Consider the following 15689-nt stretch of genomic DNA (forward strand, 5'->3'; position numbering starts at 1 on the left):
AGCGGCGGTGTCCGAGCCCAACGCGGCGCAGGCCCACGCCTTACACTCCCAGTGCGCGATTATTTTGGCGTCGCGCCGCCCGCCTTCACGGCGCCTCGACGGTCGCGAACTTCCCCTCGGTGACGACGACCTTCTGCGCGAGCCCCGCGTCGGCGCCGGTGGCCGCCTCGGCCTCCTCAAAGGTACCGCTGAAGGTGCCCTCGACGACGACGCCGCTCGCCTTCGTCACGACGACCGTGAAGGTCGAGGCCTTCACGTCGCTGGAGAACACAGTGTTCCCGCGGTTGAAGAAGACCACCGCGCCGCTGGGCTTCGTGGCCTTGTCGGCCACGTACGTGCCAGGGGTCGTGGCGCGGAGGTTGATGGTGAGCTGCTCGGTGCCGGCCTCGTCCAGGTTCCCGGTCACGCCGATGCCGGCCGCGCCGGCCGCCCCCACGACGCGCCCGGCGGCGACCCAGGGCACGCCGTTCACCTTCATCGTGAGCTGCGCCTTCGCCGCCACGCCCGCGTCGGCGCTCGGCGTGGCCGAGCTGCAGCCGGCAAAGAGCGACGCGAACGCGCCCAGCGTGAGCGCCGCGTGGAGAGGGGACCGTAGAGGGGCGACGTGACGCTTCATGGGGATGTCTTCGGCCATCCCGATCGTGGCGTCAAACTTCCGCCCGCGCCGAGCCCGAGCTGTGTGCGTCACGGCGTTCGCGCCCAAGGGATTTCTCGGCTCGGTTGAAGCGGAGGGGCCCGTGTTGTAGGTACGGGGCCTCGGCGCGCGCTTCGCGCGTCGCGCACGACGCCGCCCAATGCACCAGAACGGACTTTCGAACGGCGCGGGTGTCGCGCCTCCCCTTCCCCCGCTCGCCCCCCTCGACGTCGAAGCGCAGCTCGGCGGCTCGAGGCTCCTCGTGCTCGGTGGCACCGGGTTTCTCGGCAAGATCTTCTGGATCATGCTGCTCCACCACTACCCGAGCATCGGCAAGATCTTCCTGCTCGTGCGGAGCTCGAAGAAGGCGACGAGCACGGAGCGCTTCTGGGCGGAGATCGCCACGAGCGAGGCGCTGCTGCCCATGCGCGAGCGCCACGGCGACGGCCTCGAGGCCTTCTTGCGGGAGAAGATCGAGCCCATCGACGGCGACGTGGGCAACCCCCACTGCGGCATCGACCCGGCGTTCCTCCGCGAGCACAAGGGCACGATCGACGCGGTGGTGAACGTCGCCGGCGTGGTCGATTTCAACCCGCCGCTCGACGAGGCCCTGGACACCAACGCGTTCGGCGCGAAGAACCTGGTCGACCTCTGCCGCGCCCTCGACGCGCCGCTCTTCCACACGAGCACCTGCTACGTCGTCGGCAACCGCAAGGGGCTCATCCAGGAAGACGTGCCGGGCGAGGTCTACCCGTTCCCGCGCGCCGACGAGCTCGGGCGCGAGCTGTGGGATCCCGACCGCGAGATCAAAGACTGCCTCGACATCGTCGCCCAGGCGAAGAGCCGCTGCGACGACGCCTTCCGCCAGAGCGAGTTCCTCGAGCGCGCGACGAAGAACCTGCTCCGCCGCGGCGAGCCCACGAGCGGCCCAGCGCTCGACCAAGAGCTCAAGTCGGTGCGCCGCCAGTGGGTGAGCGCCCGCCTCGTGGACGCGGGCGTCGAGCGCGCCACGCACTGGGGTTGGCCGAACGTGTACACGTACACGAAGAGCATCGGCGAGCAGATCATCGCGCGGAGCGGCCTCCGGTACACGATCGCGCGGCCGGCGTGCTGTGAGACCACCCTCGAGTTCCCCTTCCCCGCGTGGAACGAGGGCATGGGCACGTCGGCCCCCATCGTGTTCCTCATCATGAAGGGGCACCACCAGGTCGTCGCGCGGGACGTCGTGCTCGACTTCATCCCCTCCGACACCGTGTGCGCCGGAATGATCCTCACGCTCGCCGAGCTGCTCGAGGGCACGCAGAAGGCCGTGTACCAGTACGGCACGAGCGACGTGAACCCGAGCACCTCGGCGCGCTTCGGCGAGCTCATGGGGCTCTACCGTCGAAAGCACTACCAGCGCACCGGAAAGGGCAATCCTTTCAAGAACTTCCTCATGGCTCACTACGAGCCAGCGATCGTCGACATCGAGCGCTTCGACTCCGCCGGGCCGGGCCAGATCGCCAGCGCCGCGAGGGTGCTCGCGAAGATGCTGAAGTCGGCGCCAGGGCCCGCCGCGCGCATCACGAAGCCCGCCGCCCGCTCGCTCGAGAAGGTCGCGTCGCAGGAAGAGAAGATCGACATGATCATTCGCCTCTTCCTGCCCTTCACCTACGACCAGAAGGGGCCGTTCTCCTGCGCGAACACGCGCCACGCCTACGCGCGCCTCGGCGCGTCCGACCGCGCGAAGCTGAAGTGGCGGCCGGAGACGCTCGACTGGGCCGACTACTTCATGAACCAGCACATGCCGGCCATGGAGAAGCGGATCATCCCGTGGATGGACGACCGCTACAAAAAGGAGCTCAAGCCGCTCAAGCCGCATGAGACCCTCGTCACGCTGGTCGACCAGATGGCCGAGCGTCACGAGCACGCGGTGGCGCTCGGACGCTTCGAGGACCCCGGGTTCACGCGGATCACCTTCGCCGACGTGAAGCGCCGCGCAGACGACGTGGCCGCTCGACTCGCGGCCCGCGGCGTCGTCAAGGGGGACCGGATCGTGCTCGCGGGGAAGAACTGCCCGGCGTGGTCGATCGCGTATTTCGGCGTCATGCGCGCGGGCGCCGTGTGCGTGCCCATGGACCCCGATCTCGACGCGCCGAGCTTCGTGAACGTGGCGAGAGAGAGCGGCGCCAAGCTGGCCATTTTGGATGCCCACGTCGAAAAACGCACGGGCGCGGCGCTCACCGCCGGCCTCGCGGCTCTCGAACGCGTCCTGCTCGAGCCTACGGCCGCGGACGCCGACCCCGCGGAGGGGCTCGTCGCGCCGGTGGTCAGCGTGCGCGAGGAAGACGTCGCGAGCCTCATTTTCACGAGCGGGACCACCGGGCACCCCAAGGGCGTGCGCTTGTCGCACGGGAACTTCGCGTCGCTCATCGCCGCGCTCGCGCCGCTCTTCCCGCTCGGCATCCACGACCGCGTGCTCTCGGTGTTGCCCCTGCACCACACCTTCGAGTTCACGGCGGGGCTCCTCCTGCCCTTCTCACGCGGCACGCGCATCCTCTACCCCGGAGAGCTCACCGGCGACCGCCTGACGGCCGCGCTGAAGGAGGGCCGCATCACCGGAATGGTCGGCGTGCCCGCGGTCTGGCAGCTCCTCGAGCGACGCATCCTCGCGCGGGTGAAGGACGAGGGCGCCGTGGTGGAGACCCTGTTCCACGCGGGCGGTGATCTGAGCCGGTGGCTGTCGAAGAACGCGGGGATCGACGTGGGTCGCGCCCTCTTCGGGTCGGTCCACGAAGAGCTCGGTGGGCACGTGAAGTGGCTCATCTCGGGCGGCGCCGCGCTCCCGAAGGACACGCAGAAGCTCTTCACGGGCCTTGGCCTGCTGCTCACGGAGGGCTACGGCCTCACCGAGGCGTCGCCCGTGCTCGCGGTGGCGAAGGCGGGCTCTCCCGCCGGCCAGGTGGGCAAGGCCATCCCGGGGGTCGAGCTGCGCATCGACGCGCCCGACGCGGAGGGCGTGGGCGAGGTGCTCGCGAAGGGCCCCAACGTGATGCTCGGCTACACCGACGACGACGCCACGCGCGACGCGATCGACGCGGCCGGCTGGCTGCACACGGGCGACCTCGGCAAGTTCGACAAGCGCGGACGCCTTCAAATCGTGGGGCGCGCGAAGGACGTGGTCGTCACCTCGAGCGGCGAGAACCTCTACCCCGATGACCTCGAGCGGCTGCTCGGCGTCGTGCCGCACATCGAGGAGCTCGCGTTCGTCGGCGTCGACAACCCCTCCGGAGGCGAGCGGCTCGCGTGCATCGCGGTGCCGAAGACCGACGACACGATCACGCGGCAGGAGCGAATCACGCGGGCCGATCGGGCCCTGCGCGACGCGATCGCCAAGCTGCCCCACGGCAAACAGCCGCAGGTGATTCACTTGTATGATGCACCTTTGCCGCGCACGGCGACGCGCAAGGTGAAGCGCACGGAGGTCCGGCAAATCCTCGGGCGCACGATCGCCGCGACCCAGCGCAGCCGCGAAGACGGCCCCGCGACCCCCGTCCGCTCGGCGCTCGCCGGGCTGAAGGGCATGAAGTCGAGCGACATCTCCGGCGACATGACCATCGCGGGTGACCTCGCGCTCGACTCGCTCGCGCTCACCGAGCTGCTCGTGGCCCTCGAGGCGAAGGTGGGGATCATCGAGCCGCAGGCGCTGCAGGCCTGCCGCACCGTGGCCGACGTCGAGGAGCTGATCGGCGCCGAGCGACCCAGCCTCCGCCCCGCGCGCGCCGAGACCTCGAGCCGCTACCGCATCGAGGGTCGGGCCAAGCCCACGGCGGGCGACGGAGACGACGCCGCGTTCACGCTCCCTCCAGAGCTCCAGACCGCGGGCAAGCGGCTCATCGGCAAGCTCCAAGACGCCTTCTACGGCCAGGTGATGAGCCCGCGGGTGTCGGGCCGGGCGTTCATCCCCCACAACCGCAACGTGCTCGTCGTCGCGAACCACGCGAGCCACCTCGACATGGGCTTCGTGCGGCACGCGCTCGGCAAGTACGGCGAGGACGTGGTCACGCTCGCCGCTCAGGACTACTTCTTCGAGAAGGGCAGCGTGAAGCGCGCCTTCTTCGAGAACCTCACGAACCTGAAGGCGATCGATCGCAAGAGCGGCCTCCGCGCGAGCGAGCGGCAGGCCGGCGAGGTGCTCTCGCGCGGCAAGACCGTGCTCATCTTCCCCGAGGGCACGCGCAGCCCCGACGGCGACGTCCACGAGTTCAAGTCGTTCCTCGGCCACCTCGTGCTCACGTACAACGTCGACGTGCTGCCCATCTTCGTCGGCGGCACGCGCGACGCGATGGGCAAGGGCGCGAAGCTGCCCACCAAGCGCGAGATCTTCGCGCGCATCGGCCCCGCGCTGACCGTGAAGGACCTCCGCCGGCTCACCCACGGGATGTCCTACGGCGACGCGTCGCGCGAGGTCGCGAAGCTCGCCCGCGCGGCGGTGCTCGCGCTCCGCGGCGAAGATGTGCTCGACCTGTCGAGGCTCGAGACCCTCTCCGAGCAGAAGAAGCAGGAGCACCCGCTCGTGACGCTCTTCGCCGAGCTCGAGACCAAGTTCCGCCCCGACCGCGTGGAGCGGCCGGTGTCGTTCTATTTCACGCTCGGCGGCGAGGACGCCGCCAAGTGGACCGTCCGCGTGGCGGGGCCACAAGGCGCCACCTGCGAGATCAAGCAGGGCAAGCCCGAAGGCGGCACCGCCGACTGCGTGCTCAAGACCAGCCCCGAGATCTTCACGAAGATCGTGAACGGGTACACGCCGAGCCCGGCGGAGTTCATCTCGGGCGCCATCAAGTCGAACGACGTGAGCCTCCTCATGGAGTTCCAGAAGGTGTTCGCGCTCGCCTGAGCGTCCGCGCCTCATCCGCTTTCCATCCGCTCGCACCGCCGCTCACCGCCGCTCACCGCATCGCGCCTCAGGAGCTGACATGACCCGCGTACTCGTCACTGGAGCGACCGGCTTCCTCGGCGCACACCTCGTCGCGAACCTGCTCGAACGAGGCGATGACGTCGTCGCGCTCTGCCGCGACGAGAGCCCCCGCCTCGCGGTGGCCGGACGCACCGCCACGGTGGCCCGCGGCGACGTGCTCGACGCCGAGAGCGTGCGTCGCGCCGCCGAAGGTTGCGAGGGCGTCTACCACGCCGCCGGCCGCGTCTCGCGCGACCCCGGCGACGCCGAGGCGCTCCACCGGCTCCACGTGGAGGGCACGAAGACCACCCTCGACGCGTGCAGGGCGGCCGGTGTTCGGCGAGCCATCGTGGCCTCCACGAGCGGCACGGTCGCGGTCTCCGACGACGAGGACCGCGTGTCGACCGAGGCCGACGAGGCCCCGATCGGCCTCTTGAACCGGTGGCCCTACTACCGCTCCAAGCTCTTCGCCGAGCGCGCGGCACTCGAGAGAAATTCCAATGATTTCGAGGTAATGAGCGTCAACCCGACGCTGCTCCTCGGTCCTGGTGATCTGCGCGGCTCGTCGACGGAGGACGTGCGTCTGTTCCTCGAGCGTCGCATCCCCGCGGTGCCCCCGGGCGGCCTCTCGTACGTCGACGTGCGCGACGCCGCGCTCGGCATGGTGCTCGCGATGGAGCGCGGCCGACCCGGCGCGCGGTACCTGCTCGGCGCGAGCAACGTCACGCTTCGCGAATTCTTCGCGCGGCTCGAGCGCATCTCCGGCGTGCCCGCGCCCTCGCTCCCCTTGCCGCGCGCCCCGGGCTTCGCCAAGGTCGGCACGTCGCTCGCGGAGAAGCTCCTCGGGCGCCTCGGGGTGAGCCTCCCGGTCGATCCGGTGAGCTTCGACATGGCGCAGTTCTACTGGTACCTCGACGCCTCGCTCGCGGAGGCCGAGCTCGGGTGGTTCCCGCGCGATCCCATCGTGACGCTGACCGACACCGTGCGCGATCTGCAGGAGCGCGGCGTGGTGTGGCCCGAGCCCAACTTCGTCCGCAAGAGCACCTTGGGCAACATCGAGCGGCTGGCGCGCGGCGCCTTCGCGGGCGAGCGCGACGAGGACCGCCCGTGACCAAGCCGGTGCTCGTGGTCAACCCGTCGTCGGGCGGGGGAAAGACCGGCAAGACGTTCGGCGCGATGCGCGAGACGATCGAGCGGCGCCTCGGCCCGTGCGAGGTGCGCGAGACGGCGCGCGTGGGTCACGCGATCGAGCTCGCGCGCGACGCGGCGCTCGGCGGCGCGGCGCTGGTCGTCGCGGTGGGCGGCGACGGCACGTTCAACGAGGTCGTGAACGGCCTCATGTTGGCCAAGGCGCAGGGCGCCGAGCCCGAGCTCGGGCTCATCGCGCAGGGCACTGGCGGGGACTTCCGGCGCACGCTCGGCCTCGAGCATCGACTCGACGTCTACCTCGACGCCCTCAGCGAAGGGGCCACGCGGCGCATCGACGTGGGGCTCCTCACGCACGAAGGGGACAAGACCCGATACTTCGTGAACATCCTCTCGGTGGGCATGGGCGGCCTCGTCGATCGCTACGTCGCCGACGCGTCGCGCGCCCTCGGCGGCACCGCGGCGTACTTCGGCGCGTCGCTGCGCGCCCTCGTCAACGCGAAGGTGGGCCGGGTGCGCTGCAAGGTCACCCGCGGCGGCGTGACCACGGAGCGCACCGTGGAGACCCTCATGCTCGCCATCTGCAACGGCCGCTACTTCGGCTCGAGCATGATGGTGGCGCCGATGGCCGAGCTCGACGACGGCGTGTTCGAGCTGGTCGCCCTGGGGAACACGTCGAAGGTGGGCTTCGCGCTCACCTCGAAGCGCATCTACGACGGCGGCCACATGAAGGACCCAAGCACCGTCCACATGACCGGGGACACCTTCGAGCTCGCGCTCGAGAACCCGGACGCGCGCGCTCAGTTCCTGATCGATCTGGACGGCGAGCCCCTGGGGGGGCTCCCGATCACCGTCAAGCTCGTCCCCGGAGCGCTCGCGCTCCGAGGACGTTAGCCGCAGTCGTTAGAACCTAGGTCGCGCGGCGCGCGCCGACCGCCTCGCCGGGCCCACTCTCAGCGCTTCGGGGCGCCGGCGCGGCGCGCCTGGGAGCGCCCGCCTCCGTGGCGGCCTTCGCGCCGGGCGGCCCGAATCTCGTCGGCCTCGGCCTGGGTCACCGTGCCGTCGGCCGTGGCCCGGGCGATCGCGGCTTGCACCTTCACGACGCGCGCCTCGAACCGCGCCCGAACCGACGCGGCCTTCTTCGCGTCGAGCTTCTTCTCCACGATCCGCGCCTCGAGCTTCGTCCGCATCTTCGCGACGCGAGCGTCGTGGTGGCTCTGGAACGTGGAGGCGGCGACCGGGAACTGCATCTTCGGGTGGGCAGGGGTCCGCTCCGCCGCGCCGGCAACGAGCGAGAAGGTGAGGACGGGGACGGCGAGGAGGAGAGCAAAAATGGAGCGCTTCATGGTCGTTTACCTCGGTGTGGGGTGCCGCGTGACGGCGCCGGGTGGCGTTTCGGTCTCGTGGGGTCAGACGCGCCACCGCTCGGCTCGATGCGGCGCTTTGCAGTGCTTTACGAATGCACCACCTCGAGGGTGGTACGGCACGAGGACGAGCCGTCGTCGACCCCGAACCCGCGCGCGCGGTAAGCTCGACCGCGATGCTCTTCCGCCAGCTCCTCGATCCACGCTCGTCGACCTACACGTACCTCCTCGCAGACGAGACCACCCGCGAAGCGGTGCTGATCGATCCCGTGTTCGAGCAACATGGGCGCGACGCCGCGCTCCTGGCGGAGCTCGAGCTGCGGCTCACGCACACCCTCGAGACGCACGTTCACGCCGACCACGTGACGTCCGCGTGGCGCTTCAAACAGCACCTCGGCAGCGCGATCGTGGTGGCCGCGGCAGGCGGCGCCGAGGGCGTGGACCTGCCCGTGCGCGACGGGGACGTGATCTCGTTCGGCGGCGAGTCGCTCACCGTACGGGCCACGCCGGGGCACACGAACGGCTGCGTGACCTACGTCTCGCGGGACCAGACGATGGCCTTCACCGGCGACGCCCTGCTCATTCGCGGGGCCGGCCGCACCGACTTCCAGCAGGGCGACGCGGCCCAGCTCTACCGCTCGGTGCAAGCGCGCATTTTCAGCCTGCCGGAGACCTGCCTCGTCTATCCGGGCCACGACTACCAAGGGCGCACCTCGTCGAGTGTGTGGGAGGAGCGGCGCCACAACCCGCGCCTCGGCGGCGCTCGCTCGCTCGAAGACTTCGTCGGGTACATGGACAACCTCGGGCTCGCCCACCCCAAGCAGCTCGACGTCGCTGTGCCCGCCAACCTGCGCTGCGGACGCCCAACGAGCGAGACCGACCTCCCCGACGCGCCCGCCTGGGCGCCCGTCGTGCGGAGCTTCGCGGGGGTGCCGCAGATCTCCGCCGAGTGGCTCGCGGAGCACCTCGCGGCCGCGCTCCTGCTCGACGTCCGCGAACCGGCGGAGTTCAGCGGCGAGCTCGGGCACCTCGCCGGCGCCGAGCTGCTGCCGCTCGGTCAGCTGCGGGGTCGCGTGGCGGAGGTGCCGAGGAGCCGACCGATCGTCACGATCTGTCGATCCGGCGGGCGCTCGGCGCAAGCGGCGCTCATCCTCGAGGGCGCGGGCTTCACCCAGGTCGCCAACCTCGACGGGGGGATGATCCGCTGGCACGGCCTCGGGTACCCCGTGGCTTGATCTGCCTGGACCCGGCGTTGCGCTGGCGCGACGGGCGCGAACCCGCCTGGCCCACCGGTTCGAAGCCGAACACGCAGTTCGACCGGGGCTGTGGGATCGCGCCGCCGAGCCGACGTGAACACCGATCCGCTGCTCGCGATCACGCGGGCGGTCCGCGGGAGTCTCCTTCGCGCCAACCCGAGTCGACGTTATCGCGACCCCCGTCGGGAGGAGACTCGGTATGCTGAGCCGATGACCCGCCCCGACACCTCGCTCTCCGACGCGTTCGTCTTCTTCGGCGCCACAGGCGATCTCGCCTACAAGAAGATCTTCCCGGCGCTGCTCTCGCTGGTGAAGCGCGACAGGCTCGACGTGCCGGTCGTGGGCGTCGCGCGCGCGGGCTGGACCCGCGAGCAGCTGATAGGGCGAGCCCGCGCGAGCATCGAGGCCAGCGGGGCGATGGACGAGGCCGCGTTCGCGCGCCTGGCTTCGCACATCCGCTACGTCGACGGCGACTACCACGACCCCGCGACCTTCGCGCACATTCGCACGCAGCTCGCGAACGCCCAGCGGCCGCTCCACTACCTCGCCATTCCGCCGAGCATGTTCCCCACGGTCGTCCAGCAGCTCGCCGCAGCAAACTGCACGGCCAACGCGCGCGTCGTAGTGGAGAAGCCCTTCGGCCGTGACGTGGAGACCGCGCGGGCGCTGAACGCCACGCTCCACGCCGCCTTTCCGGAGTCGAGCATCTTCCGTATCGACCACTATCTCGGGAAGGAGGCGGTGCAGAACATCCTGTATTTCCGCTTCGCGAACGCGTTCCTCGAGCCCATTTTGAATAGGCACCACGTCGAGAACGTGCAGATCACAATGGCCGAATCGTTCGGCGTGAAGGGGCGCGGGAAGTTCTACGAGGAGACCGGCGTCATCCGCGACGTCATCCAGAACCACCTGCTCCAGGTGGTGAGCTACCTCGCCATGGAGGCCCCGAGCAGCACCTACCCGGAGGCCATCCGCGACGAGCAGGCGAAGGTGCTCCGCACGATTCGCCCGATGAGCGAGGACAACATGGTCCTCGGCCAGTTCCGTGGCTACCGCGACGAGGCCGGCGTCGCCGCCGACTCGCCCGTGCCCACCTACGCCGCGCTACGCATGCACGTCGACTCGTGGCGCTGGGAGGGCGTGCCCTTCTGCGTACGCGCGGGCAAGAACATGGCGATGTCGTGCGCCGAGGTCATGGTCGAGTTCAAGAACCCGCCCCAGGTCGTCTTCAAAGAGGCCGCGCCCACCATGGGCAACTACCTCCGCTTCCGGCTCAGCCCGAAAGTGACCATCGCCCTCGGCGCGCGGCGCAAGCAGCACGGCGAGCGCATGGTAGGCGCGCCCATCGAGCTCTCCGTGGTCGAGGAGGCGGCGCAGGGCAGCGACGGGCGCATGGACGCCTACGAGCGCCTCCTCGGCGACGCCATGGCCGGCGACGCGACGCTCTTCGCGCGGCAGGACGTCGTGGAGATCGCGTGGAGCATCGTCGATCCGATCGTGTCGAGCAGCGCGGCCGTGCACACCTACGAGCCCGGCTCGTGGGGCCCACCGGACGCCGATCGCCTCGTGACCGACATCGGCGGCTGGAACACGCCCACCCTCTGAGCTCATCGTCTCGCCGGCGCACGGGCCCTTGCCGCGACGCCGCCGGGCGTGCACCATCGCCCGCGCATGGCTCTCACCGCGACGATGGTCCACCTCCAGGTGACGCTCTCCGACGTCGATCGCGGGGTCTACGAGGAGCTCGACCTGCGCGTCGCTCGACACCCCTCCGAGAGCGCTCGCTACATGCTGACGCGCGTGCTCGCGTACGCGCTCTCGTTCGAGGAGGGCATCGCGTTCAGCAAGGGCGGCCTCTCCGATCCCGAGGAGCCGGCGGTCGCGGTCCGTGATCTCACCGGCGCCCTCGTCGCTTGGATCGACGTGGGGGCGCCGTCCGCGGAGCGGCTCCACAAGGCCACCAAGGCCGCCCGGCGCGTGACCGTGTTCACCCACCAAGACCGCGCGGCGCTCCTGCGCGAGGTGGGCTCGCGGCCCGTGCACAAGCTCGAACAAATCGCCTTCTGGTTGCTCCCGCCCGCGTTCCTCGGGGCGCTCGAGCCGCACGTCGGCAGGAACACGCGGCTCGAGCTCGTGCGCACAGACGGCCAACTCTACGCGACCGTCGGGAGCGCGACGGTGGAGGGTTCGGTGACCCTCGCGACGCTCACGCCCGCAGACCTCGCGCGCTAGGGCAGCGTCGCGCGCGCGACTCAGGTCTTCTCGACACCCCGCACGAAGTCGCGCAGGTGGTCGTTGAAGGCCTCTGCGGCCTCGATGTTCACGAGGTGGCCCACGTCGTGGACCTCCTCGCGGCGGGCCGAGGGGAGCCCCTTCGCGTACGCGTCCGCCATGGTCTTGAAGCTCGGGATCTCCAGCGAGCCGGCGACCACGAGCGTGGGGTGGTGCAGCTCCTCGAGGCGCGGGAACGGGTCGGGATCCGACCACCGGTTGGTCACCCGCCCGAGCCAGTGCGCGGCGCCGTAATCGAGAACGATGTTGCGTACTTCCTCGAAGAGGTCGTCGTGGCGGCGCAGCCCATCGTAGAGCGGGTCGTCCAGCCACACGTCGAGCGCGGTGTGCACGTCGCCTTCGTTGGCGAGGCTCACGCAGCGGCCCCACGCCTCGATGCCGGTGCGCCGGCCCAGCATGAGCGGCCCCGCGAGGGTGAGCGAGGCGACCCGTCGCGGGTGCAAGAAGGCGAAATCGACCGCCACGGCGGCGCCGATGGAGTGGCCGATGAGGTGAGCGGTCATCACGCCCGCCCGGTCGAGCGCGCGCTCGACCTGCTCTGCCGGCGAGACGAGGCCACAGTCACGCGCCTGCGGGCCGAAGCCGGGCAGGTCGACGGTGATGACCCTGTACTCGGGGTGCAGTGCCTCCACCTGCCGGCGCCACATGCGGTGGTCCAGTGAAAACCCGTGCACGAACAAGAGCGCGGGACGGTTCACCTCAGGCCGCGTCGAGGTCATTTCGGTGGTGCGGTGGGGGGCATGCAGGGTTGAGCTCGGGGGACGGAAGCCCCGAAAGGATAGACCAACCGAGCGCGTTCGCGAACGGCTGTTTTCACATTTGCGGACCTCGCCGACGTCCCCGCCGAACGGGAGGTCTCGTCCGCCGCGGGTGGCGCGGGCAGCGTCACCGGGGCTCGGCGAGGAGCAGGCGATTCTTGGGTGTGATCGCGGGCGGGATTCGCTGCGTCCGCACGCGGTAGCCCGCCGCCGTGAGGCGCGCCGCGCGCGTCACGTCGATGGCGAGACCGGGCTCCAGCCAGCCCTCGAGGCTCCCCGTGTCGCACACCGAGGCGTCGTGGCAGCACGGCAGCACGGCGACGCGCGCGCGCGCTCCGAGCGCGGCCTCGAGCACCCGGTCGGTCAGGGCTCCGCACGCGTGAGCCGACACGACCACGTCGCTGGGCGCGAGCGTGACGGCGCCGAGGTCCCCTTCCGCGAGCTCGACGCGCCCCAAGAGGCGCGGCCACGCGCCGCAGAACGCCGCCCGGAGCTTCGAGGCGCTCGGAGGCAACCTGCGGTCGACGGCGAGCGCCAGCTTCGAGGTGTCGTCGAGGACCAACATCAGCATCGCGAGGAGCCCGTGGCCGCACGCGAGGTCGACGACGCGACCTCCGCGCCAGCACCGGCGCGCGCGACGCGCGACCTCCCACGCCTCGTAGAGCTCCTTGCGAGGTAGGCAGCCGGCGTCGCAGACAAGGCGCGCGACGCGATGAAAGAGGGTGTCGTCCGGGAAGTTCGCGCGCGCGCCAGGGCGCAGGCGCGCGCGGCTAGAGGGATCAGCGTGCACGGGACCTCCGCGGAGGGCGACAAAATGAAGACACCCGCGGAGCGCTCCGCGGGTGTCGGGTGTGCCGCGCCGGCGAGCGGCGTGGGGCCAGCGGGCTCAGCGCCCCTTGACCTTGGCCTTCTTGTCCCCGGAGTGACCGTGGAACGTGCGCGTGGGGGCGAACTCCCCGAGCTTGTGACCGACCATGTTCTCGGTGACGAACACGGGAACGAACTTGCGCCCGTTGTGGACCGCGAACGTGAGGCCGATCGAGTCGGGGGTGATGGTGCTGCGCCGAGACCAGGTCTTGATGACCTTCTTCGACTGAGCGGCGGAGGCGGCGGCGATCTTCTCGGCGAGGTGACCGTCGACGAAGGCGCCCTTCTTGACTGAACGCGGCATGACTTAACCCTTCTGGCCCCGGCGCTTGACGATCATGTTGTCCGTGCGCTTGTTGTTGCGGGTCTTGAGACCCTTGGAGAGCTGACCCCACGGCGAGCACGGCTGGCGCCCGCCCGAGGTGCGACCCTCGCCGCCGCCCATCGGGTGGTCGACCGGGTTCATGGTGACGCCGCGGTTGTGCGGGCGGCGACCGAGCCAGCGCGAGCGACCGGCCTTGCCGAGGCTGATGTTCGCGTGATCGGCGTTCGACACCTGGCCAATGGTGGCCCGGCAGTCTTGGTTGATGAGGCGAATCTCGCCCGAGGGGAGGCGGATCTGCGCGTACAGGCCGTCTTTCGCCATGAGGACGCACGCGGCGCCCGCCGAGCGAACGAGCTGCCCGCCCTTGCCCTTGCGCATCTCGATGTTGTGAATCGTGGTGCCGAGGGGGATGAAGCGGAGCGGCATGGAGTTGCCGGGCTTGATGTCCGCGTTGCGGCTGGAGACGACCGAGTCGCCCTCCTTCAGGCCGTCCGGCGCGAGGATGTAGCTCTTCTCGCCGTCGGCGTAGTGGAGCAGCGCGATGCGCGCCGTGCGGTTGGGGTCGTACTCGATCGAGGCGACCTTCGCGGGGACGCCGATCTTCTCGCGCTTCCAGTCGAGGATGCGGTAGCGCTGCTTGTGGCCACCGCCGCGGAAGCGGGAGGTGATCCGCCCGTGCGCGTTGCGACCGCCCGAGCTGGTCTGGTGCTCGAGGAGCTTCTTCTCGGGCTTCTTGCCCGGGGTGATCTCCTTGAAGTCGGAGACCGAGTAGTAGCGACGTGCGGGCGACGTCGGCTTGAACGCTTTGATACCCATCGCTTTACTCCGAGGCCTCGGCGTAGAAGTCGATCGAGTCGCCCGCCTTGAGCGTCACGAAGGCCTTCTTCCAGTTCTGCATTTTGCCGTAGCCGCGGCCCATGCGGCGGTCCTTGCCGCGCATGACCAGCGTGTTGACGGACTCGACCTTGACGTTGAACAGGGTCTGCACCGCGTCGCGGATTTGCACCTTGTTCGCGTTGCGCGCGACCTCGAAGATGACCTGGTTGCTCGCGTTGCGGAGCATCGAGGCCTTCTCGGTGAGGGCGATCGGGCGAAGAATGACGTTCTCAGGGGAAAGGCTCATTTGTCACCGCCGTTCGTGGCTTTGCCCTTGCCGAGGCATCGCTCCTCGAGCGCCTTCGCCGCGCTCTTCGAGACGACGAGCGTGTCGTGGCGGAGGAGGTCGTAGACGTTCACGCCCTCGGGGGGCAGGAAGAGGTGGTCGGCCGCGTTGCGGATCGAGAGCTTGAGCTTCTCGTTCGTGCCGGCGTCGACCACGAGGGCCTTCTTCGCGGTCTGCAGCGTGGCGAGGGCGCTGAGCACACCCTTGGTCTTCACCTCGGCGAGCTCGAACGCGTCGACCACGACCAGGCGGCCTTCCTTGTGGAGCTTCGAGAGCGCCGAGCGGAGGGCGCCAACTCGCACCTTCTGCGGGGGCCTGTAGCTCCAGTCGCGCGGGCGCGGCGGGTGGGCCCGACCGCCGCCGACGTAGATCGGCGCGCGCTTCGAGCCGTGGCGGGCGTTGCCCGTGCCCTTCTGCTTGTACATCTTCTTCGTGCTGCCGGAGACAGCCGAGCGGTTCTTCGCCGCCGCGGTGCCCTGGCGCCGCGAGGCGAGCTGCGCCTTCACGACCTCGTAGAAGAGGTGTTCTTTGACTTCGGTCGCGAAGACCTCGTCGGAGAGCACGAGCTCGCCGACTTTTTCGCGCTTCATGTTGAATACGTCGATGGTTGCCATGGCTCACCTCCCTCGTCAGCGAGGCGTCTTGATCTCGACGTCCACCCCAGCGGACAAATCGAGCTTCATCAGGGCGTCCAACGTCTGCTGCGTGGGGTCGAGAATGTCGAGCAGACGTTTGTGGGTTCGGATCTCGAACTGCTCACGCGACTTCTTGTCGACGTGCGGTCCGCGGAGGACCGTGTAGCGCGAGATGTGGGTGGGGAGCGGGATGGGCCCCGCGACGCGGGCGCCCGTGCGCTTCGCGGTCTCGACGATGTCGGTGGCCGACTTGTCGAGGAGCTGGTGATCGAAGGCCCGAAGGCGGATACGGATGGTTGTCGTGGAGGCCATGA

At 69.8% G+C, this 15689-nt stretch carries 15 protein-coding genes; 6 read left to right on the plus strand and 9 right to left on the minus strand.

The window, feature by feature from the left end:
* Nucleotides 1–85: 85 nt before the first annotated feature.
* A complete protein-coding gene (locus tag IPQ09_21835) occupies nucleotides 86–616 on the minus strand; it encodes a hypothetical protein (GenBank protein ID MBL0196816.1) in 531 nt (176 codons plus the stop codon).
* A 178-nt stretch (nucleotides 617–794) separates the two neighbouring features.
* Between IPQ09_21835 and IPQ09_21840 the strand changes: the two genes are divergently transcribed.
* The 3 genes from IPQ09_21840 (at nucleotide 795) to IPQ09_21850 (ending at nucleotide 7610) form a co-directional block, all read left to right on the plus strand.
* Nucleotides 795–5510 carry an AMP-binding protein gene (locus IPQ09_21840; protein ID MBL0196817.1) on the plus strand — a complete coding sequence of 1572 codons (4716 nt, stop codon included), beginning with the start codon at nucleotides 795–797 and terminating at the stop codon, nucleotides 5508–5510.
* 79 nt (nucleotides 5511–5589) lie between these two features.
* A complete protein-coding gene (locus IPQ09_21845; GenBank protein MBL0196818.1) occupies nucleotides 5590–6681 on the plus strand; it encodes an NAD-dependent epimerase/dehydratase family protein in 1092 nt (363 codons plus the stop codon).
* Nucleotides 6678–7610 carry a diacylglycerol kinase family lipid kinase gene (locus IPQ09_21850; GenBank protein MBL0196819.1) on the plus strand — a complete coding sequence of 311 codons (933 nt, stop codon included), beginning with the start codon at nucleotides 6678–6680 and terminating at the stop codon, nucleotides 7608–7610. Before IPQ09_21845 ends, IPQ09_21850 begins: the two co-directional genes overlap by 4 nt.
* A gap of 59 nt (nucleotides 7611–7669) precedes the next feature.
* Here the strand turns inward: IPQ09_21850 and IPQ09_21855 are convergent, their stop codons facing one another.
* Nucleotides 7670–8062 carry a hypothetical protein gene (locus IPQ09_21855; GenBank protein ID MBL0196820.1) on the minus strand — a complete coding sequence of 131 codons (393 nt, stop codon included), beginning with the start codon at nucleotides 8060–8062 and terminating at the stop codon, nucleotides 7670–7672.
* 194 nt (nucleotides 8063–8256) lie between these two features.
* Between IPQ09_21855 and IPQ09_21860 the strand changes: the two genes are divergently transcribed.
* From IPQ09_21860 to IPQ09_21870, 3 genes are all read left to right on the plus strand, one after another.
* Nucleotides 8257–9315: an MBL fold metallo-hydrolase gene (locus tag IPQ09_21860; protein ID MBL0196821.1), complete on the plus strand. Its 1059-nt coding sequence runs from the start codon at nucleotides 8257–8259 to the stop codon at nucleotides 9313–9315.
* Nucleotides 9316–9546: 231 nt separating this feature from the next.
* The gene (gene zwf, locus IPQ09_21865; protein ID MBL0196822.1) at nucleotides 9547–10941 is read left to right on the plus strand and encodes a glucose-6-phosphate dehydrogenase; all 1395 of its coding nucleotides are present in this window, start codon (nucleotides 9547–9549) and stop codon (nucleotides 10939–10941) included.
* 66 nt (nucleotides 10942–11007) lie between these two features.
* The gene (locus IPQ09_21870; protein ID MBL0196823.1) at nucleotides 11008–11568 is read left to right on the plus strand and encodes a YaeQ family protein; all 561 of its coding nucleotides are present in this window, start codon (nucleotides 11008–11010) and stop codon (nucleotides 11566–11568) included.
* 20 nt (nucleotides 11569–11588) lie between these two features.
* Here the strand turns inward: IPQ09_21870 and IPQ09_21875 are convergent, their stop codons facing one another.
* The 7 genes from IPQ09_21875 to rpsJ form a co-directional block, all read right to left on the minus strand.
* Nucleotides 11589–12347 (minus strand): alpha/beta fold hydrolase, encoded by a 759-nt coding sequence (locus IPQ09_21875; protein MBL0196824.1) that lies wholly within the window; start codon nucleotides 12345–12347, stop codon nucleotides 11589–11591.
* A 166-nt stretch (nucleotides 12348–12513) separates the two neighbouring features.
* The gene (locus tag IPQ09_21880) at nucleotides 12514–13146 is read right to left on the minus strand and encodes a methyltransferase (protein MBL0196825.1); all 633 of its coding nucleotides are present in this window, start codon (nucleotides 13144–13146) and stop codon (nucleotides 12514–12516) included.
* Nucleotides 13147–13272: 126 nt separating this feature from the next.
* Entirely contained in the window at nucleotides 13273–13557 is a 285-nt protein-coding gene (gene rpsS, locus IPQ09_21885; GenBank protein ID MBL0196826.1) for a 30S ribosomal protein S19, read from the minus strand.
* A gap of 3 nt (nucleotides 13558–13560) precedes the next feature.
* Nucleotides 13561–14394: a 50S ribosomal protein L2 gene (gene rplB, locus IPQ09_21890; protein ID MBL0196827.1), complete on the minus strand. Its 834-nt coding sequence runs from the start codon at nucleotides 14392–14394 to the stop codon at nucleotides 13561–13563.
* Between the two features lie 4 nt (nucleotides 14395–14398).
* Nucleotides 14399–14701, minus strand: coding sequence for a 50S ribosomal protein L23 (locus IPQ09_21895; protein ID MBL0196828.1), 303 nt, complete (start codon nucleotides 14699–14701; stop codon nucleotides 14399–14401).
* On the minus strand, nucleotides 14698–15354 hold the full coding sequence (gene rplD / locus IPQ09_21900) for a 50S ribosomal protein L4 (protein ID MBL0196829.1): 657 nt from the start codon (nucleotides 15352–15354) through the stop codon (nucleotides 14698–14700). The genes IPQ09_21895 and rplD overlap by 4 nt, the downstream gene beginning before the upstream one ends.
* A 15-nt stretch (nucleotides 15355–15369) precedes the next feature.
* Nucleotides 15370–15687 carry a 30S ribosomal protein S10 gene (rpsJ, locus tag IPQ09_21905; GenBank protein MBL0196830.1) on the minus strand — a complete coding sequence of 106 codons (318 nt, stop codon included), beginning with the start codon at nucleotides 15685–15687 and terminating at the stop codon, nucleotides 15370–15372.
* Nucleotides 15688–15689: the final 2 nt, after the last annotated feature.

It is taken from the genome of Myxococcales bacterium (genome assembly GCA_016720545.1).
Classification (GTDB): domain Bacteria; phylum Myxococcota_A; class Polyangia; order Polyangiales; family Polyangiaceae; genus JAAFHV01.